17 protein-coding genes are annotated in these 22,273 nt (G+C 37.3%); 7 read left to right on the top strand and 10 right to left on the bottom strand.

What is annotated here, in order from left to right; genetic code table 11:
- Positions 1-8 precede the first annotated feature (8 nt).
- Positions 9-1,091, top strand: a complete 1,083-nt coding sequence (locus ACEN25_RS05710; RefSeq protein WP_441802068.1) for an HlyD family secretion protein — start codon at positions 9-11, stop codon at positions 1,089-1,091.
- Between the two features lie 4 nt (positions 1,092-1,095).
- The gene (locus tag ACEN25_RS05705) at positions 1,096-2,685 is read left to right on the top strand and encodes a DHA2 family efflux MFS transporter permease subunit (RefSeq protein WP_441802067.1); all 1,590 of its coding nucleotides are present in this window, start codon (positions 1,096-1,098) and stop codon (positions 2,683-2,685) included.
- On the opposite strand, the gene ACEN25_RS05700 is transcribed toward ACEN25_RS05705, so the two are convergent.
- Both ACEN25_RS05700 and rpsA read right to left on the bottom strand, forming a co-directional pair.
- Positions 2,682-3,860, bottom strand: a complete 1,179-nt coding sequence (locus ACEN25_RS05700; protein ID WP_441802066.1) for a GlmU family protein — start codon at positions 3,858-3,860, stop codon at positions 2,682-2,684. The two genes, ACEN25_RS05705 and ACEN25_RS05700, sit on opposite strands and share 4 nt — an antisense overlap.
- 271 nt (positions 3,861-4,131) lie before the next feature.
- Positions 4,132-5,985, bottom strand: a complete 1,854-nt coding sequence (gene rpsA / locus ACEN25_RS05695; RefSeq protein WP_028374843.1) for a 30S ribosomal protein S1 — start codon at positions 5,983-5,985, stop codon at positions 4,132-4,134.
- 194 nt (positions 5,986-6,179) lie between these two features.
- Between rpsA and ACEN25_RS05690 the strand changes: the two genes are divergently transcribed.
- Positions 6,180-7,016: an alpha/beta hydrolase gene (locus ACEN25_RS05690; RefSeq protein ID WP_441802065.1), complete on the top strand. Its 837-nt coding sequence runs from the start codon at positions 6,180-6,182 to the stop codon at positions 7,014-7,016.
- A gap of 63 nt (positions 7,017-7,079) precedes the next feature.
- On the opposite strand, the gene ACEN25_RS05685 is transcribed toward ACEN25_RS05690, so the two are convergent.
- The 5 genes from ACEN25_RS05685 to lon form a co-directional block, all read right to left on the bottom strand.
- Positions 7,080-8,510, bottom strand: coding sequence for an NAD-dependent succinate-semialdehyde dehydrogenase (locus tag ACEN25_RS05685; protein WP_441802064.1), 1,431 nt, complete (start codon positions 8,508-8,510; stop codon positions 7,080-7,082).
- A gap of 303 nt (positions 8,511-8,813) precedes the next feature.
- The gene (locus ACEN25_RS05680) at positions 8,814-9,974 is read right to left on the bottom strand and encodes an MFS transporter (protein ID WP_441802063.1); all 1,161 of its coding nucleotides are present in this window, start codon (positions 9,972-9,974) and stop codon (positions 8,814-8,816) included.
- 21 nt (positions 9,975-9,995) lie between these two features.
- The gene (gene cmk / locus ACEN25_RS05675; RefSeq protein ID WP_441802062.1) at positions 9,996-10,691 is read right to left on the bottom strand and encodes a (d)CMP kinase; all 696 of its coding nucleotides are present in this window, start codon (positions 10,689-10,691) and stop codon (positions 9,996-9,998) included.
- Between the two features lie 52 nt (positions 10,692-10,743).
- Positions 10,744-11,763 carry a type IX secretion system protein PorQ gene (gene porQ, locus ACEN25_RS05670; RefSeq protein ID WP_441802061.1) on the bottom strand — a complete coding sequence of 340 codons (1,020 nt, stop codon included), beginning with the start codon at positions 11,761-11,763 and terminating at the stop codon, positions 10,744-10,746.
- A 117-nt stretch (positions 11,764-11,880) separates the two neighbouring features.
- A complete protein-coding gene (lon, locus tag ACEN25_RS05665; protein ID WP_441802060.1) occupies positions 11,881-14,331 on the bottom strand; it encodes an endopeptidase La in 2,451 nt (816 codons plus the stop codon).
- A 227-nt stretch (positions 14,332-14,558) separates the two neighbouring features.
- Between lon and ACEN25_RS05660 the strand changes: the two genes are divergently transcribed.
- Genes ACEN25_RS05660 through ACEN25_RS05645 form a run of 4 tightly spaced genes read left to right on the top strand, consistent with a single transcriptional unit; the run spans position 14,559 to position 17,491 of the window.
- Positions 14,559-15,116 (top strand): RNA polymerase sigma factor, encoded by a 558-nt coding sequence (locus tag ACEN25_RS05660; protein ID WP_396512044.1) that lies wholly within the window; start codon positions 14,559-14,561, stop codon positions 15,114-15,116.
- A gap of 5 nt (positions 15,117-15,121) precedes the next feature.
- Positions 15,122-15,661, top strand: a complete 540-nt coding sequence (locus ACEN25_RS05655) for a hypothetical protein (protein ID WP_441802059.1) — start codon at positions 15,122-15,124, stop codon at positions 15,659-15,661.
- Positions 15,642-16,742 (top strand): hypothetical protein, encoded by a 1,101-nt coding sequence (locus ACEN25_RS05650; protein ID WP_441802058.1) that lies wholly within the window; start codon positions 15,642-15,644, stop codon positions 16,740-16,742. The genes ACEN25_RS05655 and ACEN25_RS05650 overlap by 20 nt, the downstream gene beginning before the upstream one ends.
- 20 nt (positions 16,743-16,762) lie before the next feature.
- Positions 16,763-17,491 carry a head GIN domain-containing protein gene (locus tag ACEN25_RS05645; protein WP_441802057.1) on the top strand — a complete coding sequence of 243 codons (729 nt, stop codon included), beginning with the start codon at positions 16,763-16,765 and terminating at the stop codon, positions 17,489-17,491.
- 61 nt (positions 17,492-17,552) lie between these two features.
- Here the strand turns inward: ACEN25_RS05645 and ACEN25_RS05640 are convergent, their stop codons facing one another.
- The 3 genes from ACEN25_RS05640 to ACEN25_RS05630 form a co-directional block, all read right to left on the bottom strand.
- Positions 17,553-18,887 (bottom strand): MFS transporter, encoded by a 1,335-nt coding sequence (locus ACEN25_RS05640; protein ID WP_441802056.1) that lies wholly within the window; start codon positions 18,885-18,887, stop codon positions 17,553-17,555.
- An 82-nt stretch (positions 18,888-18,969) separates the two neighbouring features.
- Entirely contained in the window at positions 18,970-19,782 is an 813-nt protein-coding gene (locus tag ACEN25_RS05635; RefSeq protein WP_441802055.1) for a M48 family metallopeptidase, read from the bottom strand.
- An 86-nt stretch (positions 19,783-19,868) separates the two neighbouring features.
- Positions 19,869-22,262 carry a glycoside hydrolase family 31 protein gene (locus tag ACEN25_RS05630; RefSeq protein ID WP_441802054.1) on the bottom strand — a complete coding sequence of 798 codons (2,394 nt, stop codon included), beginning with the start codon at positions 22,260-22,262 and terminating at the stop codon, positions 19,869-19,871.
- Positions 22,263-22,273 lie beyond the last annotated feature (11 nt).

The raw sequence follows: 22,273 nt of genomic DNA, 5'->3' as shown, positions 1-22,273 counted from the left end.
TAAATAAAATGGAACAAAAGAAAAAAACCAACAAAAAGTTTATTGCTATTATTTCAGTTTTACTGGTAATAGGTGTAACATACGGTACAATTAAGTTTATACACTCGCTTTCTCATGAAGAAACAGACGATGCTCAGGTTGAAGCTAATATGAACTCAATAATACCACACGTAGGAGGTTATGTTGAGAAAATCTACGTGACAGATAATCAATTTGTAAAGAAAGGAGACACCATTCTTGTTATTGATCAACGAGATTACACTGTACAATTAGAACAAGCACAAGCACAACTCGCCGCCGCTCAAAGCCAGGTAGGCATAGCAGAATCTACAATAGGTTCTTCGCAGGCTAATGCTTCTGCCTCAAGTGCACAGGTATCGTCATCAAGAGGAAGTATTGAAACTGCGAAGATTCAATTAGGTCGTGCGACTAATGACTTCAACAGGTATAAAAACCTTTACGAAAACAAAAGTATTACCACACAACAATTTGAGCAGGCTCAGGCAGCGATGCAGGAAGCTGAAGCAAATCTTTCGATTTTAAAGAATCAGCAAAAAGCTTTACAAAGTCAGAACTCGGCTGCATACTCGCAAACAGATGTTACTAAAAAGCAGGTAACAGTTGCTCAAGCAAATGTAAAAAGTGCTCAGGCAATGGTAGATGCTGCTCAACTCAGTCTTGATTATACTGTTATTACAGCTCCTATAGACGGGCAACTCTCTGCTGTAGAAATACAAAAAGGTCAATTTGTACAACCGGGTCAGGCGCTGTTCTATTTAGTAAATACAACAGATAAATGGGTAGTTGCCAACTTTAAAGAAACCCAACTTAGCGATATGAAGGTGGGTCAAAAAGTAGGCATCGAGATTGACGCATATCCTGATGAAGAGTTTGAAGGAGTTATTACAAACTTCTCTCCGGCCACAGGTGCTCGATTTTCATTACTACCACCTGATAATGCAACCGGAAACTTTGTAAAAACAGTACAACGTTTACCTGTAAAAATAGATTTTACAACAAACAACGATACTGAAAAATTAGCACGTTTACGCACAGGTATGAATGCCAACGTAGATGTTCATTTGAAATAATAGTATGGCAGCAGTAGCAATTGAAGAAGAAGACAGCTTAGTAGAATATGGCTTTAGAAGGGTGATTATTACAATTACCGCAATATTGTGCGCCCTTTTAGAAATCGTAGATACGACAATCGTAAACGTTGCTCTTAATGACATGCGTGGTAGTTTAGGAGCTACCCTAACAGATGTTGCCTGGGTAATTACTGCGTATGCTATTGCAAACGTAATTATCATACCTATGACCAGCTGGTTGAGTAAGCAATTTGGTCGTAAAAATTACTTTGCGGTTTCAATTGTAATATTTACGTTTTCCTCTTTTCTCTGCGGAAACGCAACAAATATTTGGGAACTAGTAACTTTTAGATTTATACAAGGTTTAGGTGGTGGTGCTTTATTGGTTACCGCACAAACCATTATTACTGAAAGTTACCCAATGGCAAAAAGAGGGATGGCTCAGGCAATTTATGGTATGGGCGTTATCGTAGGTCCTACATTGGGGCCTCCATTAGGTGGATATCTGGTTGATAATTTTTCATGGCCCTATATTTTCTACATTAATATACCTATAGGAATTATCGCTACCATTTTAACAATTATGTATGTGAGAAGCCCTAAGTATGGAACAAAATTAAAAGCAAGCCAGGTTGACTGGTGGGGTATTATCTTTCTTGCTTCTTTTATAGGTTCCTTACAATTTGTTTTAGAACATGGGCAACAAGATGACTGGTTTGAAAACAACATTATTATTACGCTAAGTATTGTTTCCGCATTTGGATTATTAGCCTTTATCTGGCGAGAATTGGTTTACGATAATCCTATTGTAAACCTACGGGTTCTAAAAAACACTAATTTATGGACGGGTACCATAATGACCTTTATTTTAGGTTTTGGTCTTTATGGCTCAACATTTATAATACCCATATACACCCAGTCTGTTTTAGGGTGGACGGCCACAGATGCCGGTTTGTTACTCATTCCAAGTTCAATAACTACAGGAATCATGATGCCTATTATAGGTAAGTTGCTAGAGCGTGGAGTTTCTCCAAAATATCTGGTTGCTCTTGGTTTTATTGGTTTCTTTTTCTTTAGCTTCTGGATGCACAATATTATCACACCAGATACTGCTTCTGAAGTAATGTTTTGGCCTTTAGTATTAAGAGGCGTTGGTTTAGGACTTTTGTTTGTCCCCATAACAACTTTGGCATTGTCAACTTTAAAAGGAGCAGAGATAGGTGAAGGTGCAGCTTTTACAGGAATGATGCGCCAGTTAGGAGGCTCCTTCGGGATCGCAATCATAACCACAATGATCTACCGCTTTAATCAACAACACCGTGTAGATTTATTACCGAATATTAGCGCCGTAAATACACAAACTCAAAGTCAGGTGTATGGATTGCAGAAAATGTTTATGAGTAAAGGATTTAGCTTTAATGAGGCTTTAGACCGCGCATATCAGGTATTTGAAGGCAAAATAGCATTGCAAGGTACTGTTCTTACCTATATGGATATTTTCTTGAGTCTGGGAATCCTATTTTTAATATGTGTCCCATTTGTGCTTATGCTTAAAAAAGGTGCTGGTAAGGTAGATGCTTCAGCGATGCACTAATACCTCCTATATTTAGCTGTTTGCTCAAATACATGTTCCAGAATTGCCGCTTCCTGCTCATCAAAAGGTATGTTGCGGCGTTCTGTAACTAATTTTGCGGTCTGAAATGCTTTTTCTGTTTTATACGTTGTAAAACCACTCGCACCACCCCAGGAGAACGAGGGCACAAAATTACGAGGAAAACCGGGACCAAATATATTAACACTTACCCCTATTACCGTGCCGGTATTAAACATTGTGTTGATTCCACATTTACTGTGATCGCCCATTATTAGACCACAAAATTGAAGTCCGGTTTTGGCAAAACCTTCGGTCTCATAATCCCAAACACGCACTTCTTCATAATTATTTTTAAGATTACTATTATTAGAATCTGCTCCTATATTACACCACTCACCTAATACTGAGTTACCCAAAAAACCATCGTGCCCTTTATTAGAATAGGCCATTAAAACCGAATTATTAATCTCACCTCCTACTTTGCAATAGGGTCCTATAGTAGTGCCTGTATAAATCTTTGCTCCCATTTTCACTACCGCACCTTCACATAATGCAAAAGGCCCACGTATTAAGGCACCTTCCATTATCTCAGTATCTTTACCAATATAAATTGGACCTTCGGAAGCATTTAAAGAACAGAAATTAACTTTAGCTCCTTCTTCAATAAATATATTACCAGGATTAGTTACCTGTACATTCTTCGGAATTTTCAAAGATTCACGTTCTTCTGTAAGCAACTCGTAATCTAGCTGAATAGCTTTATGGTTTTTACTAAACAAATCCCACGTGTGCTCAATTTTAAAAAGAGTTTTTTGATCTAATTCTAGTTGCTCATATGCATCAAAATCTATTTCCTCCTGTGAATCCTGTGTATAAAAAGCCACCACATCTTCACCGTCAAATAACGCTTGCATAGGCCTTAAATTAAAAACAGAATCTATTAAAGCTGAAGTAGGAATATAGGCAGCATTGATCATAATATTATTTTCAAATTCTACCATTGGGTATTTATCTGCAAGATATTCTTCCGTTACCGTTGAAGTAGTGCTTCCTAAATGCTTCTCCCATTTTTCTCTAATGGTTAAAATACCAATACGCAAATCTGCCACAGGTCTTGTAAAGGTCAAAGGCAATAATTGATTGCGAACAGGGCCGTCAAAAAGGATATAATTCATGATTTAATTTAATTTCTTGTTTCCTATGATAAGCCTGGTATAACTTACTTTATAGGAAAATATAGTTTTAATTACAGGCCCTCAAAAATAACTAAATCTCTCGGACTTGCGTTAGGGATTGCAGTGAAAATCCCGCAATTGCCGAAGCGGTAGTGAAGGCTATGAGGAATTGAAATTTAAAGCCTGACCTCACTTTTTTTAGTGAGGTAACGCCATAAAAAAAGCCCCTTAACTTACGTTAAAGGGCTTTCTATCTTTAAAATGTTAAGGCTTAGTTACCGCCATTTTCCATTTTCTTTTTAAGTGCTGCAAGAGCATCATTTGCATCTCCTAAAGTAGGTGCACTAGCTGCTGCTGTGTCAGCTGCTTTCTTAGCTGCCTGCTTAACAATCTTAGCTTCCTCTTCTCTAAATAATGAAGTATGCGATGCAACTACACGTTTAAAGTCTTTATTAAACTCAATGATCTGGAATTCGGCTTTATCACCTTTTCCTAGCTTGCTACCATCTTCTTTTTCTAAGTGACGACCTGGCACAAATGCCACGATATCCTCATTAAATTCGATAGTTGCTCCTTTATCAACCACGTCTCCAATTACACCAGTATGTTTTGTACCTACTGCGAAATCATCTTCGTACTTATCCCAAGGATTTTCTTCTGTTTGTTTGTGACCTAAGCTTAGTTTACGTCCATCTACATCTAATTCAAGAACTACAACTTCTAGCTTATCACCAATGTTTGTAAATTCTGATGGATGTTTGATTTTCTTAGTCCAAGAAAGATCAGAGATGTAAATAAGACCATCTATACCTTCTTCTAATTCTACGAATACACCAAAGTTAGTGAAGTTACGTACAATACCGGTATGACGTGATCCTACAGGATACTTAGAAGTAATATCTGTCCAAGGATCTTGAGATAATTGTTTGATACCAAGAGACATCTTACGCTCATCACGATCCATAGTAAGAATTTGAGCTTCTACCTCGTCACCAACATTTACAAAATCCTGAGCGCTGCGCAAGTGCGTAGACCAAGACATTTCAGAAACGTGGATTAAACCTTCTACTCCTTCTTCTACTTCTACAAAAGCACCATAATCTGCGATTACCACTACTTTACCTTTTACTTTATCACCTATGCTTAAAGTCTCGCTAAGAGCATCCCATGGGTGCTTCTTAAGTTGTTTAAGACCTAGTTGAATACGTGTTTTATCCTCATCAAAGTCAAGAATAACCACGTTTAATTTCTGATCAAGATCAACGATCTCATTCGGGTGGTTGATACGAGACCAAGAAAGGTCTGTAATGTGTACCAAACCATCAACACCACCAAGATCAACAAATACTCCGTAAGAAGTAATATTTTTAACAGTACCTTCAAGTACCTGACCTTTTTCAAGCTGCCCAATGATTTCTTTTTTCTGCTCTTCAATATCTGCTTCGATAAGCGCTTTATGAGAAACAACAACGTTTTTAAATTCCTGGTTGATTTTAACAACTTTGAATTCCATTGTTTTGTTCACATAAGCATCGTAGTCACGAATAGGCTTAACATCGATTTGAGAACCTGGTAAGAAAGCTTCTATACCAAATACATCTACGATCATACCACCTTTAGTACGTGCTTTTACAAAACCAGTAACAATAGTACCTTCTTCGTGCGCTTTATTTACACGATCCCAAGCCTTAATCACACGAGCTTTACGGTGAGAAAGAACTAATTGACCTGTAGCGTCTTCACGTACATCTATTAATACTTCTACCTTATCTCCTACTTTAAGATCTGGATTGTAACGAAATTCGTTAAGAGAAATTACACCTTCAGATTTTGCGTTGATGTCAATAATAGCATCACGATCTGTAATGTTTATTACTGTACCTTCTACTACTTCATCATCAAGAGTATCTACAAAGTTCTCAGCTACTAATTTTTCAAATTCACTCAGCTTCTCATCGTCGATAGGATCAATTCCTTCTTCGTAGTTGTGCCAGTTAAATTCTTCTAGAAATTTCTCAGGATTTTCTTGAGAAGCGCTTTTGTAGTTTTTTGGCGCTGCTGCTTGAGCAGTGCTTGTTTCTTCAACTGCAGGAGCAGTTTCCGGATTTTGGTTTTCTTCAGCCATTGCTGATTAATAATTTGTATTTTACGCTTTCGCGGAAGCTAAACAACACAAAACCATAAAAGAGGTTTAATTCATTTGTTTTCAACACATACCGATTAAAACCGATATCGAAGTCCTTTTATGCTTCCTAACATTGCTAAAAGGTGTGCAAAATTACGCAAAGTTTTCTTATTTTAAAGTCCTAAACTAAAAATATGTTTGAAGAAGTTTCTACCGAAACATTTCAAGGGCAAACCTCACGACATGAGCTCTTTGGAAAATCCTGGAGGGTTGCAAATCCCAAAGCTGTTGTTTGTCTTATTCACGGTTTTGGAGAACATCTGGGAAGATACGAGCACGTAACCCGTCATTTTAACACCTGCGGTATTTCTTGCTACGCTATAGATTTACCGGGTCACGGTAAATCTAGCGGTAAACCAGGGGTTGTACAATCATTACAAGATTTTATACTTGCCGTTGACTATATCTATGAAAAAACAGTTCTCGAAAACGAGGGTTTACCCGTTTTTATCTACGGTCACAGTATGGGTGGTGGTATTGTTTTACGCTACTTATTATTAACCTCGCTACCTCCTGCCGGAGCACTTATCACTTCTCCCTGGCTAGATCTGGTAAAAAAACCAAATGCTTTTGAAGTGGTGATCGCAAGAACTCTTTTAAGCCTTGGACTAAATAAAACTCAGAAAGCAAAACTTGATCCTGATGCCCTATCCCGAGACACTACAATAGGTCAGAACTATTTAAACGATCCTTTAGTGCACAGCATAGCCTCAATACGTATGTATTTTGCATTAAATGACAATGGAGTTTATCTAATGGATAAAAAATTTGACTTTCAAACACCCATTTTATTGGCACATGGTACTGCAGACACCATTACAAAATATAGGGCTTCCCAAATTTTGGCCTCAAGACATCCTGATCAAATTACGCTAAAGCTTTGGGATGGATTGAGACACGAGACCCATAACGAACTTAACAAAGAAGAAGTTTTAAACTTTTATTCTAATTGGATTCTAAAGCTATTATAATGAAAAAATCCCTCTCTAGATATCTAGAAGAGGGATTTTTAATTTATAAATTGTTATCTATTATTAGCCTTCAAGACTCATTATTGCTTTTTCATTTACAAATTCTTTAAGACCGAACCCACCGTGTTCTCTACCATATCCTGAGTTTTTCACTCCACCAAATGGCATATTAGGCTGTGCAACGCCAAAACTATTTATGAATACCATACCTGTATCAAAATGATTTTTTGCAAGTTCAAAAGCTTTCTTCTCGTCTTTTGAGAAAATACCACCACCTAAACCAAATCGACTATCATTTGCAATACGCATTGCATCCTCATCATCTTTGGCTTTAATAAGTGAAGCTACAGGTCCAAACAATTCATCATCATATGCAGGTTGCCCTGGAGTTACGTTTCCTAAAATAGTAGCAGGGTAAAAATAACCTTCACCTTCAGGTAATTTTCCTCCACAAAGAATTTCTGCTCCTTTTTCTACACTCTCTTCAACTTGCTCATGTAATTTTTCGCGCAAGTCTTTACGTGCCATAGGGCCCATGTCATTTGAATCATCTGTAGGATCACCTACTTTCAACGCGCTCATTCCGGCAACAAACTTTTCTTTAAATTCGTCATATACTTTTTCAGTAACCACAAATCGTTTTGCGGCAACACAGGTTTCACCATTATTATAGGTTCTACCTTGTATACACCATTTAACTGCAGTATCTACATCAGCATCTTCTAAGACAAGGTATGCGTCATTTGAGCCTAATTCTAATACCATTTTCTTTAAAGCTTTTCCTGCTTTCTCTCCAATAATTTTACCTGCTGCCCCACTACCGGTAAGTGTAACTCCCTGTACATGGTCATTATCTATAATAGCATCAGATTGATCGTGGCTAATACGCAATACTGTAAACAAGTTTTCAGGAAGACCGGCTTCATCTAAAATTTCTTTAATCAGTAAAGCAGAACCCGTAACGTTTTCGGCATGTTTTAATAAAATACTGTTTCCTGCCATTAAATTGGCTATAGTGTATCGTACTACTTGATAAGTTGGAAAATTCCAGGGTTGAATACCATAGATGACCCCTAAAGGAGAATAGGTAATTAAGCCTTTACCTCCATCAGGAAGCGTTCTATTTACATCTTGTAATTCTTTAGGTCCATTTTCTGCCGTATAATCACAGATAGCAATACAAAGATCAATTTCCTGCTCCCCCTGACTTAGCATTTTACCCATTTCTGCCGTCATTAACTTAACGAGCTTATCTTTGTTCTTTTTAAAACTTTTGCCAATATTTTTAATATGTTCAGCACGTTTTTCTAAGGATACAAGTCTCCATTTAGTAAATGCTTTGTGTGATGCTTCGACGGCTTCTTTGGCCTCATCATCACTCATCATCTCATATTGATTCAATTCTTTTCCCGTAGCCGGATTTATAGTTTTCAGGAATTCTTGTTTAGATTCTGAATTCTTATTTTTTGGTTTGTCCACAGTTTCTGTACTCATCTTTTTTCTTTTATGTTAGCAATAGATAATTCTGTAGATTTTGATACAATCTCAGTTTTATCTTTATATTCTGATATAAAATTAAAAAACATACGCTCCGCATTGGGTTGTTTTAGCAAAGCCTTAAGTACATCTTATAAATACTTTAGGAGAACTGATAGGATTTATGTAAGTCTTGATGAAATTGAAATAATTTAGAGCACTTTGAATGACTTTAACACGGTACGTGTACGGTACAGTTATGATCGCAGTCTTAAGGAATAGAGTAATGCTATTAAATAAAGAAAAGGTGTAAAAAAAAGCTTACTCAGATTTTAGTAGGGTATTAAATACTAAGATTAGGATTGAAAACACCAGACCCAGGGTGGCAACACCCATCCATTGAAAATGCTCCCAGGCATAAGCACCTGCAACAGTACCAAACGCACCGCCTATAAAATAACCTACCATATAAATGGTATTCACCCGATTTCTGGCGTCAGGATTTTTTGAGAAAATGATGTTTTGATTGGTAACGTGCAGCGATTGTAAACTAAAATCTACAAGCAAAACACCTATAACCAAACCAATAATCGAATTTCCGGAAAACTGAAAAACAACCCACGATAAAATTAATAGTGCCGAAAAGATTAAAACAAGTTTTTTTTGTTTGTATTTGTCATTTAATTTTCCTGCAAGAGCAGCGCCTAAAGCACCTATCATCCCCAGCAATCCAAACATACCCGATACCGCACTACCATAACCAAAATTGGTTTCCATAAGAAAAACCAGCGTAGTCCAAAATGCACTAAAACCGGCAAAAGCGAGACCACCACGTATGGCAGCAATGCGCACTTCGGGCTTCGTCTTCATGATATTAATCAGAGAGCGCATCAATTCTGCATAAGTTCCTTTAAAATCTGTTACAACATTAGGCAGCTTATAATATAGTAAAGTGGCATAAACAACCATGATTCCGGCTGCTAGATAATACATAATACGCCAACCATAGTATTCCCCTATTAATCCGCTTAAAAAACGACTTCCTAAAATTCCTATTAGAAGACCACTCATAACAATACCTATTACCTTCCCTCGGGTTTCTTCTGTAGCTAATTCTGCAGCCATAGGCACAAATAATTGAGGCACTACAGAGGTAAAACCTACAAGAAAGCTAGAGACTGTAAGTATCCACAAAGACGGAGCAATAGCTGTTACAAGCAAGGCAGCTATGATTGCTATAAAATCAAAAAGTATAATTTTTCTTCTTGAAAATTTATCGCCCAGCGGAATGATAAATAATAGACCAAAGGCATAACCCAATTGAGTAGCAAGCGGAATTCTGCTCACCTGAGACTCGGTTACCTCAAAAGTTTTAGCCATTAAATTAAGAAGTGGTTGATTGTAATAATTATTAGCAACTACAAGACCGGCGCCTACAGCCATTAAATAGAGTAGGCTTTTGCTAAGCTTAATATTTTCCATAAATGGTTTAGAACCTAATTGCTAGCACCTTCCGTAAATACGGTCTTTCGCTAACTGAAGAAGTATATGAAATTGATCTTCTATATTAGTGTGTGTATTGTCTAATAATATAGCATCATCTGCCTGCACAAGTGGAGAATCTTCGCGTGAAGTATCAAGCTGATCACGCTTTTGCACATTTTCTAAAACCGCCTCAAAACTTACATCATCACCTTTAGCGATGAGCTCATCATAACGTCTGCGAGCACGCTCATCTGCGCTGGCAGTCATAAATACCTTAAGCTCTGCATCAGGAAAAACAACAGTTCCTATATCGCGACCGTCCATCACGATACCCTTTTCTTTTCCCATCTCATGTTGCTTTTGAACAAGAAGTTGGCGCACTTCAGAAATAGCAGCAATAGGACTAACAAAATTAGAAACCTCTAGAGTTCTAATTTCCTTTTCTACATTCTCGTTATTTAAATAAACATCTGCAATCCCTGTCTCCGTATTCAATTTAAAATTTACAGATACTAGAAACAGATTACGTATTAATCCCTCTTTATCAAAATGCCCATCTTTTATAAAAAGTTTCCGCATTGCAAACAAGGTAACAGCTCTATACATCGCACCGGTATCTACATAAATATAGTCTAATTCTTTAGCCAGCATTTTTGCGACTGTACTTTTACCTGTAGATGAGAAGCCATCAATGGCTATAGTTATTTTTTTCAAATTTTTAAAATTGAAGATTAGAATGTAGCTTTTATTAAAACAGAGCCTTGCTTTACCTTAAATCCATATTTAAACCAAAAAATCCTGAACTCGCTGCGCTGTTGTATCTGGCGTAGCTGTAACTAAGCCGCAATTTATTAAACTTAACACAAAAACCGGCACTAAGACCTGCAAAACTACGCTGATCTAGAATCCGTAATTCTTCTGCTCTGCGCAGGTTGTATCCCACACGAATATTGAAACCTTTATCTGGAAACAATTCTGCTCCTATGATCATATGCCGAAGGGCCTCATCAAAAAAACGTATTGTTTCTGGCGTTGAATTTCCATTTAAATCTGAAGTTGCCCTGTTAGGATTTTCAAATGCAAGATTCCAGTTTTGGAGATTTTCTAAGGTAAAATGCCAGCGTAGCGGTACGTGTGCAGGTTGTTGAGAAATTCCTATATCAATCTCTAACGGAAGCTTTTCATAAACTGCATCATAAGCCGTAAGCTGCGTTCCCAGGTTGCGCACCACGCCTCCTATATTAAGATTTATATCTTCGTTTACATAGATAAAACCCAAGTCTATTGCTCCTCCCAGGGAATTATATTGTTCTAATTTAGAGGATATCAACTTTAGGTTTGCTCCAATAAATAAATCGGTATATGGAATATTATATGCGTAGCCTAAGGACAAGGCTACTTCCCCACCGCTAAAATCTGATGTCGCATTACCTTGCTCATCATATCCCGAGAAATTTCCGTAATTAACATAGGTAACTCCGGCGTGAATGACTTGCGTACGCCTGTCATACAAATACGCATAACTTGCGGTACCGTAATTCACATCTGCCAGATAGTTAACATAATTAAGTGAAAGTTGATTATCCATCGCTGCATTAATCGTTGCAGGATTAAATAATGCAGCTGTGGGATCGTAACTATAATCTGTTACTACTTTACCTCCCATCGCAGCCTGTTTAGGAGAAGATACTAAATTAAGAAATTGATAGGTTGACCGCCCTCCCAATTGAGCCCAAAGACCTGAAGCATAAGCTATAGAAATAAGAACTAGTAGTTTTTTTATCATAAAGCAAACAGGCTCCCGGTCATTTATAAAACGTTTACAATAATACTTTATTTCTAGCCCATAAAAAAACCCGCTAACTCAGAGAGTAACGGGTTTTAGCTATATTAAACACTGTTCTTACAGCTCTTTTGCATTAGAAACTTTCTCATTTGTAAGAGCAATTTCGAGTACTTCACTCATATCATTTACATAATGAAACGTAAGACCTTTTAGATATTCTTCGTTAATTTCTTTAATGTCACGCTCGTTTTCTCTGCACATAATAATCTCTTTTATGTGTGCGCGCTTTGCTGCCAGAATTTTTTCTTTAATTCCACCTACGGGAAGTACTTTACCTCTTAAAGTAATTTCTCCTGTCATTGCAAGACTCTTTTTCACCTTACGTTGGGTAAATAACGAAACTAATGATGTTAGCATCGTAATACCGGCACTAGGTCCATCTTTAGGCGTTGCACCTTCCGGCACGTGAATGTGTACGTTATACTTCTCAAAAACCGAAGGATCCAGATTTAATAATTCTGCATTTGATTTAATATACTCTAATGCAAGGGTAGCACTTTCTTTCATCACTTTACCCAGGTTTCCGGTAACCGAAAGGACTCCTTTACCTTTAGATAAAATAGATTCTATAAATAAAATATCACCACCTACCTGTGTCCAGGCAAGACCTGTAACAACACCGGCAACATCGTTGTTTTCATACTTATTGCGCTCTAACTTAGGAGCACCTAAAACATCTATAACGATCTCATTATCAACCTTTATTTTATACTCCTCTTCCATTGCAATATTCTTAGCTGCATAGCGCACCATTTTTGCAATTTGCTTTTCTAAGCCACGTACCCCAGACTCACGGGTATAACCCTCTACGATTTTCTCTAGTTGAGGCTTCGCAATTTTTAATTGATCATCTTTAACCCCGTGCTCTTTTAATTGTTTTGGCAATAAATGACGCTTACCTATTTCTACCTTTTCTTCGATGGTATAACCGGTAACATTTATGATTTCCATACGGTCGCGTAGCGCAGGCTGTATTGCACCTAAATTATTTGCAGTTGCTATAAACATAACTTTAGAAAGGTCGAAACCTAATTCTAAGAAGTTATCGTGAAAATCTGCATTTTGTTCAGGATCTAAAACTTCTAATAAAGCAGAAGAAGGATCTCCCTGATTACTGTTGCTTAATTTATCTACCTCGTCTAAAACAAAAACCGGATTGCTGGTCCCTGCCTTTTTAAGACTTTGTAAAATACGGCCAGGCATCGCACCTATATAAGTTTTACGATGACCCCGTATTTCTGCTTCGTCTCGTAAACCACCTAAACTCATTCGCACATATTCCCTTCCTAAAGCCTCTGCAACAGATTTACCCAAAGAGGTTTTACCTACTCCCGGTGGACCATACAAACACAATATAGGCGACTTCATATCATTACGCAGTTTTAGTACTGCGAGATATTCTATAATCCGTTTTTTTACATCATCAAGACCATAATGATCACGATCTAGAATTCGTTTTGCACGTTTTAGGTCAAATTTATCTTTACTGAATTTATTCCACGGAAGGTCTAAAAATAAATCAAGATAATTACGCTGAATGCTGTACTCTGCCACCTGCGGATTCATACGTTGCATTTTAGCGAGCTCCTTATTGAAGTGCTTCGCAACCTTTTCATCCCAATTCTTTTTCTTTCCGCGCAAGCGCATTTCTTCTAACTCATCTTCTTGAGAAACACCGCCTAGCTCTTCCTGAATGGTCTTCATTTGCTGATGCAAGAAATACTCCCGTTGCTGCTGACTCATGTCATTATGCACCCGATTTTGAATATCGTTCTTAAGCTCTAACTTCTGCATCTCGGTATTCATATGACGCAGCGTCTGCAAGGCACGCTCTTTTAAATCTCCAATTTCTAAAAGTTTCTGTTTTTCTTCAACCGTTAAGTTCATATTTGAACTCACAAAATTGATTAGAAAAGACTCACTTTCAATATTCTTAATTGCAAAGCCGGCCTCACTAGGAATATTTGGAGATTGCTTAATTATCTGCAATGCCTGCTCCTTAATAGACTCAATAATAGCTTTAAACTCTTCATTGCCTTTCTCAGGGCGCAGTTCAGGAACTTCGCGAACTGTAGCTACTATATAGGGTTTTTCAGTAATAACCTCGGCGATATTAAAACGCTTTTTTCCCTGAATAATAACGGTAACATTACCGTCTGGCATCTTTAAAACTCTAAGAATACGCGCCACAACACCGGTGGTATTTATATCATCTGCCGTTGGATTTTCTATAGACTCGTCTTTTTGAGAAACTACTCCAATGATTTTTGAACCCTTGTTTGCCTCATTAATAAGATCTATAGACATATCGCGTCCTGCTGTAATTGGGATTACAACACCGGGAAACAATACCGTATTTCTGAGTGGTAAAATGGGTAAAGTTTCGGGTAATTCTTCTTTATTTATCTCTTCCTCGTCTTCTGGGGTCATCAATGGGATTAAATCTGCTTCACCATCAAAATCCTGCAATGACAGATTGTCAAGATTTGTAAATTTTGTTCTAGCCATACTATTTAACGTCACATTGTCACAAATTGAATTAATCTGTGTGAAATGTAAACTTTTTTTATTTGATTTAAAGACCTGTAAAGCACTATATTAAATACTTTCAGGCTTTCTTACACTACCTATATTTCAATTAATATGCCACCGTAAAGACCTAATAAATGAAATATTTTAATGGCAACTGTAACAAATTAAAAACACATCTATCTTTATAATGAAGCACAAACCAATTGAACACAACTAACCATCATATTGATTTGCTTTTAGAGCAATGCAAAAACGGAAATCAGCAAGCACAGCTCGCTGTTTACAAACGCTATTACAAAGCGATGTACAATACCTCATTGCGCATTGTTAAAGATAGTAATGAAGCAGAAGACATCATGCAAGAATCGTTTTTAAGTGCTTTTACTAAGCTAGACAGCTATAATGCAGAATCTTCTTTTGGAAGCTGGTTAAAACGTATTGTGGTTAACAACAGTATAAGTAGCTATAATAAAAGTAAACGTCTAAAAGAAGATGACCTGGACGACTCGTTATATAAGCTCGAAGACGATCAGGGAATAACAGATTGCGACACCAGTAGTTTTGAAGTTCAACGCGTGCTGCAGACGATGAACGAACTTAAAGAAAATTACAGAGTTGCGCTTACCTTAAACCTAATTGAAGGTTTTGACTATGAAGAAATGAGTGAAATTCTAAACATTAGTTATGCTAATTGCAGAACTACAGTATCAAGGGCTAAAGATAGCCTGCGGAAAAAATTAAGTGATTTAATAAGAGATTAAATAGTATGAAAAATAAGTTAGATAACTGGTTTGAAGAACAGCGCAACTGTTTTGATATCGCAGAACCAGCCGATGATCACGAGGCACGCTTTTTAGCCAAATTGAAAGCTACCCCGGTAAATCAAAACTCGGTACGTAAACTAAACTGGTGGAAGCCATTAGCTGCTGCGGCAGCAGTGCTAATAGTGTTTTTTGTGGGTTACAGCACTTATCAGCCATCGGTAAATGCAGATCTGGCAGCTGTATCTCCAGAAATGGCAAAAACTCAGGACTTCTTTACTAAAGCAATTGAAGAAGAATTGTACAACATCAATGAGGCCCGTACCCCGGAAACTCAAAAACTCGTAAACGACGCTCTTAAACAATTAAAAGTCTTAGAAAATGATTACTCAAAACTGACTGAAGATTTAACCGAAAGTGGCGAAGACAAACGTGTTATTTATGCGATGATCTCAAACTTTCAAGCACGCATCAACTTGTTAACCTCAGTTTTAGAAGAAATTGAATCAATCAAAAATACAGATTATGAAAACCAACTACTTTAAATTTATATTACTTCTGTTTGTCTCTACGTTTTCTGCAATTGCACATACTACAGATCCCAAGTTAGGAGGCAGATATACTAAAGAGAAAAAAATAACTAAAGAGTACACGGTAAATGCAAACGCATTACTTAAAATCAATAATAGCTATGGCAACGTAGATGTAATCACCTGGGATCAAAACCGCATTACGATTGAAGTTACCGTTAAAACCAACGGGAATGACGAAGACAAAGTAATTAAAAAACTTAATGACATTGATGTTAAGTTTCAGGGTGATGCAACAATGGTTTCTGCAATTACCGAAATTTCTGAAAGCAACAGCTCATGGTGGAGCGCCTTTACCTCTGGAAGCAACAATGTAAACATGGAAATTAATTATAAAATTAAAATGCCTGTAACAAACAATGCAGATTTAAGTAATGATTATGGCGGTATTTCACTTGATAAAATCAAAGGCCAGGCGAAGATTTCGTGTGATTACGGTCATTTAGATATAGGCGAATTATTAGGTGACAATAATTTATTGAGTTTTGATTACACAAACAACTCAAATATCGCATACATGAAAAACGGAAAAATTAGCGCAGATTACAGTTCGTTTACACTAGATAAAGCAGATAAGGTGCTTTTGAGTGCAGATTATACAAAGTCTAACTTTGGAAGCGTAAAATATCTAAAATACAACTGCGATTACGGAAGCATCAGCGCTAATGCAGTGGGTACTGTTGAAGGGAGCTCAGACTATCTTAGTGTACGCTTAGGTAAAATAAATGGCGCGCTAGATATCAATATGGATTATGGCTCTCTCAAGATTGAAGAAATCACCGCTAATGCCGGAGACGTGCGTATAAATACAGAATATGCAGGAGTAAAAGTGGGATACAATGCAAACGCTAATTTTAGATTTACAATTAAACTTGATTATGCAAGTCTTAAAGGAGATGAAAATTTAGAAGTAACAAAAAGACAAATCGAGTCAACAGATAAATACTATGAAGGCTATTACGGTAGCGCTTCATCAAAAAATACAATCACTGTAAATTCTGAATACGGTGGGGTAAGTTTTTATAAAGTCAATTAATCAAATAACGTAAATCAAAAATGAGAAAATTAACACTAATCGTAGCGCTTGTTTTAATAGCCGCCACTGCAAATGCTCAATCCTGGGGCAGTAAAAAAATACAGGGTAATGGTAATCTGGTTACAAATAATCGGGATTTAGGCAATTATGATGAAATAGCTGTTGCCGGCTCTTTTGATGTGATTTTAATCGCAGGTAAAGAAGGGAAAATCACGGTTGAAGCTGAAGCAAATTTACAGGAATACATTATTACTGAAGTTAAAGGCGATAAACTTAAAATTTATACTAAAGACGGTTATAATTTAAATACAAGCAGAAATAACGGTATTACGATCACGGTACCTTTTGAAGATATCAATAAAGTAAGTATGGCAGGTTCTGGAGATGTTATAGGAAAAGATCTTATTGCCGCAGATCGTTTTGAATGTGCTGTTGCCGGTTCCGGAGATATGGTTCTTGAGGTTAATGCTAGGGATGTTAGCGCTTCAGTTGCCGGTTCTGGTGATTTAACCATTAGGGGGAAATCTGAAAGAAGCGTTCTTAAAGTTGCTGGAAGTGGCGATTTAGACGCTTCAGATTTAAAGAGTACAGATGCGGAAGCAAGTGTCGCGGGCTCTGGTGATATTAACTTAAACTGTGATGGCGGTGATTTAAAAGCAAGCGTAGCAGGTTCTGGCGATATTCGCTATTCTGGCAAGCCCAATAATGTGAACTCTAAAGTAGTAGGTTCAGGAAGTGTGAGCAACTAAAATTAAATACATCAATCAAAATATTAATCTGAAAAAGGCTGCCTAAATAAGCAGCCTTTTTTTATTTTAAAGTTTCTGTAATACGTTTCCGCGGAACAAAAAGTAATAAAATTACTCCGGCAATAAAAAATACGATAAAAAACAGAATAGCATACCTGATACTTCCTGTAAGCTGTGCAACATAACCATAACTCAACATACCTATTACAATTCCTATTTTTTCAGAAACATCATAAAAGCTAAAATATGAGGCCGTGTCTTTCTCCCCTTCCGGAATTAATTTTGAATAGGTAGAACGCGACAGGGATTGGATACCTCCCATAACTAAACCTACAAAAGCTGCTGTAAAATAAAATTCAAATGGCGTGGTGATTGTATAAGCGTAAATGCAAATCGCAATCCAGATACAGTTAATAACTATAAGCGTTTGAATATTTCCAAATCTTGCTGATGCCTTAGAGGTTAGCCAGGCTCCTAAAACTGCTACAAGCTGAATTAATAAAATACTTACAATTAATCCTGTGGTACTGTTTGTAGTACCCCAGTCTAACTCTTCAATTCCAAAATACGTAGCTACGAGCATTATGGTTTGTACAGCCATACTGTAGACAAAGAAAGCAGTTAGATACGTACGCATAGGCTTATCTGATTTCAGTTTTTTCCAGATTTTTTTAAGTTCTCTAAAGCCGTTAAATAATACGTCTTTGGTGAACTTTTCTTTCTTGTTTCCCTTAGGTAAGTAATAATAACTGTACTGGCTAAAACCTAACCACCATAAACCTGTAAGTATAAAAGAAAGTCTTGTGGGTAAACCTTCATCTTCAAAGCCAAATGTCTCATACATTAAAATCATTGCAAGACACAAAACTAAGAGTATCACGCTTCCTATATACCCTAAAGAATAGCCTTTTGCACTTATTTTATCTTGCTGTTCTGGAAACGCGATGTCTGGTAAATACGAGTTATAAAATACAAGGCTCGACCAAAAACCTATTAAGGCCAAAAAATAACAGAGTAAACCAAACCACAAATATTCTATATCAAACCAAAAAAGACCGATACAGGAAACTGCTCCCAGATAACAAAAAAACTTCATAAAACTTTTCTTGTTTCCTATATAATCTGCAATACCACTCAGCAACGGACTTAATATTGAAACGACTAAAAACGCAGCAGCTGTGACATAACTAATGAGCGTATCATTATTAAAGTCTATGCCTAAAAAAGTAATCGTATCATCCAGTATTTTTCCGTTCTCGTCTTTTACCAGCGTTAAAGCACCATAAAAAATAGGGAAAACAGCAGATGCAATTACAAGACTGTACACTGAATTTGCCCAGTCGTAGAACGCCCAGGCATTCAATAATTTTTTACTTCCTTTAGGTAATACTTCCATAAATAAATGCTCCTTATTGAAAGCCCTAAATTAAGAAAGCCGCTCTAATAGAGCGGCTTTTACTTTTTTATTTTTTAGTTACCTATTTAAATGAAGTAACCCCAAACTTTTTTGCTTCGGCAGCTGCTCTGGGAGCTATAGCCGTTAAAGCTTGAATACGTGTATCTGGAGAAGGGTGCGTACTTAGTATTTCTGGAGTTCCTGAACTTCCCTGAGCCTTCATGCGTTCCCATAATTTAGGAGCTTCATAAGGATCATAACCCGCAATTGCAGCAATAATTGTCCCTATCTCATCTGCTTCAGATTCGTGCCCTCTGCTAAAAGGTAAAATAGCACCTATAGTACTTGCAGTACCATAGTATTGATTGAATAACTGACCAGATTTAGAATCACCCAGAGCCAAACCACCTACAGCTCCTACAACAGCTTGTGCTTCTCCTGCAGTCATACGTTGACCACCGTGATTTGCTAAAGCGTGCGCAAGTTCGTGCCCTAAAATCATTGCTAAACCAGCTTCATCCTGAGCAATGGGTAAAATACCGGTATATACAACTATTTTTCCGCCAGGCATACAGAACGCATTTACTGCCTCATCCTGAACTAAATTATATTCCCAACGGTAATCATCAAGATAATTAGGATACCCTAGAGCGGTCATGTAACGCTCTGCAGCTTTTGCGATATTAGAACCTACACGTTGCACCATTTGTGCCTCTACTGTACCTTTTACCACTTTATTTTCCTTTAAAAAAGCATCGTATTGTTGAAATGCCATTGGAAACAGCGTAGAATTATCATATCTGTTAAGCGTTTGCTTACCTGTGAATGGACTTGTCTTACAGCTCACTACAAAAAGTACAGCGACAAGAGCCAGAAGTATTGATTTAGATTTCATTTAAATTATATTTAGTTAGTGACCGAAAGTTACAAATTATACACAATGCGCTTTTATAGATTAGCTAAACTTTAGCAATAGCCATTTTAACCAATAAGATGTACAACCGTAAAATTCTTGTTAAGTTTCAGATATTTACCCTCTTTATCAAGATTATTTAAATCATACTCCACATTGTCTACCGTAATTGTTTTAATAACAAATGGCAGTCCTATTAAGTGCAGCTTTATGGTATCGTAAGATGTTTCAAAACTACCTGATTTATGCTGCTGAATAGTTAACTCTTTTTCTTTACCCGTTAAATTTAAATTACGAAGACTAAAACGTCCCTTCTTGTAATCATAACCGTCGTTCGCATCTTCATAAACCTGAGATGCCTCTTTACCCATTTTGTAGTACACATCAAGTTTTAACTCTGTTATCACTTTCTCTTCAACATACTGCTGAACAGGGTATCTGGGTATTATAGAGCCTTCCTTAACAAACATAGGAATGCGATCTAAATCTGCATCTACCCACAATTCGCGACCACCTTCAATTACCGTTTTATCCCAGAAATCATACCACGTTCCGCGCGCAAGATACATCCGCCTCCCCTTAGAATTAGGCTCAAGAATAGGGCAAACTAAAATATTGTTCCCAAAGATAAACTCATCTGTGCGATAGTTTGTATGCGGGTCTTCCTGATCGTAATACACCAGGGGTTTAATCATAGGTATTCCTTTAGTAGCATACTCATAAAACATCGTATATAAGTACGGAAGAAACGTATAGCGCATTTCAATAAAGCCACGAGTAATATCGGTTATCTCATCGCCAAAAGTCCACGGCTCCTGATCTCCATGATGTCCTGAAGAATGCACTCTACAAAATGGATGAAAAACGCCCAGTTGAATCCAGCGGGCAAACAATTCGCCCGTGGGTTGTTCTGCAAAACCACCAATATCGGTACCCGTAAATGACATACCCGAGAGACACATACGCTGTACCTGATTATTGGCTATCCATAAATGCTCCCAGGTTGCTACGTTATCACCCGTCCACGAACTGGTGTAACGCTGGGCGCCGCTATAAGCAGATCTGGTGATTACTAAAGGTCGTTTAGGATACACATATTTTTTTACACCCTCGTAAGTAGCTCGTGCCATTTGAGTCCCATAAACATTATGGGCTTTACGATGACTACACGGGTGACCGTCATAATCGTGACGCACATCATCAGGAAAGGTTTTACCGGGAACCTCCATTACTGCAGGTTCGTTCATATCATTCCAAACACCGCGTACGCCTATATCCCCTACAAGTTCTTTAAAAAGACCTGCCCACCACTCACGTACTTCAGGGTTTGTAAAATCTGGAAAGGCACATTCTCCCGGCCAAACTTTACCTATCATGTATGGCCCATCTGCACGTTTACAGAAATAGTTATTTTCTAATGCTTCTTTGTAAACCCAATATTCAGAATCTATTTTAATACCGGGATCTATAATTACTATCGTCTTAAAACCATCTGCCTCAAGCTCCTTTACCATACGTTTAGGATCAGGAAAATATTCCTTATTCCACGTAAAGCATCTAAAACCTTCCATGTAATCAATATCCAGATAGATACCATCACACGGAATTCTAAGATCTCTAAACTTTTTAGCTAAAGACTTTACCGTGCTTTCAGGATAATAACTCCATTTACTTTGCTGAAAACCTAAGGTCCACAACGGTGGTAATTCTGGCTTCCCTGTAAGGTGTGTGTAATTAGCGACCACGTCACTCATATTAGGACCGTAGAAAAAGTAATAATTCATTTCTCCTCCCGGAGCCCAAAAATTAGTAACATCTAAACGTTCCTGACAGAAATCAAAGTTGGTTTTAAAACTGTTGTCAAAAAATATTCCGTAGGCTTTCTTTTCTTTAAGACCTATATAAAATGGTACAGACTTGTAGATAGGGTCTGTGTCTTTACCAAAAGCATACGAATCTGTAGCCCAGTTAGCAAAACGCTTTCCTCGTAGATTAAGGTGTACAGGTTTGTCTCCCAGTCCAAAAAAGGTTTCTCCGGGATGAGCCCGTTTACTCATTTTTACAATATTTCCACCTAAAGTAAAACTCTCTTCATAATGAAAACCTATCTCATCTTCATTGATTAAAAAACCCTCACTATCTAGAATCTTAGTTTGCAAGCTTATTTTTTCGATTTTAATAATAAGCTTCTTTGTGGTAACTATATAGAAGTTCTTGTTCTCTGAGAGTTCAAGATGATTATAACCTATATGACTATCGGGATCTATGGCGTATGAGAAATCATCTTCTAAAATGCCTCTGGTACCGTATCTAAATCGTATAACACTATCCCGTAAAACGGTAAGTTGTAAAATGACTTCATTAAAGGTTGTAAAGTACAGTGTATCTACTTCTTGCCGCACTTCTTTTATCTCGTTAGGGAATTGATTACCCTTCTGCTCTAACTCTGTATTAATGATCATAAATCGCGCCT

The sequence above is a fragment of the Leeuwenhoekiella sp. W20_SRS_FM14 genome (assembly GCF_052119605.1).
In the GTDB taxonomy this organism is placed as follows: domain Bacteria; phylum Bacteroidota; class Bacteroidia; order Flavobacteriales; family Flavobacteriaceae; genus Leeuwenhoekiella.
This window is presented reverse-complemented; position numbering and strand designations above follow the sequence as displayed.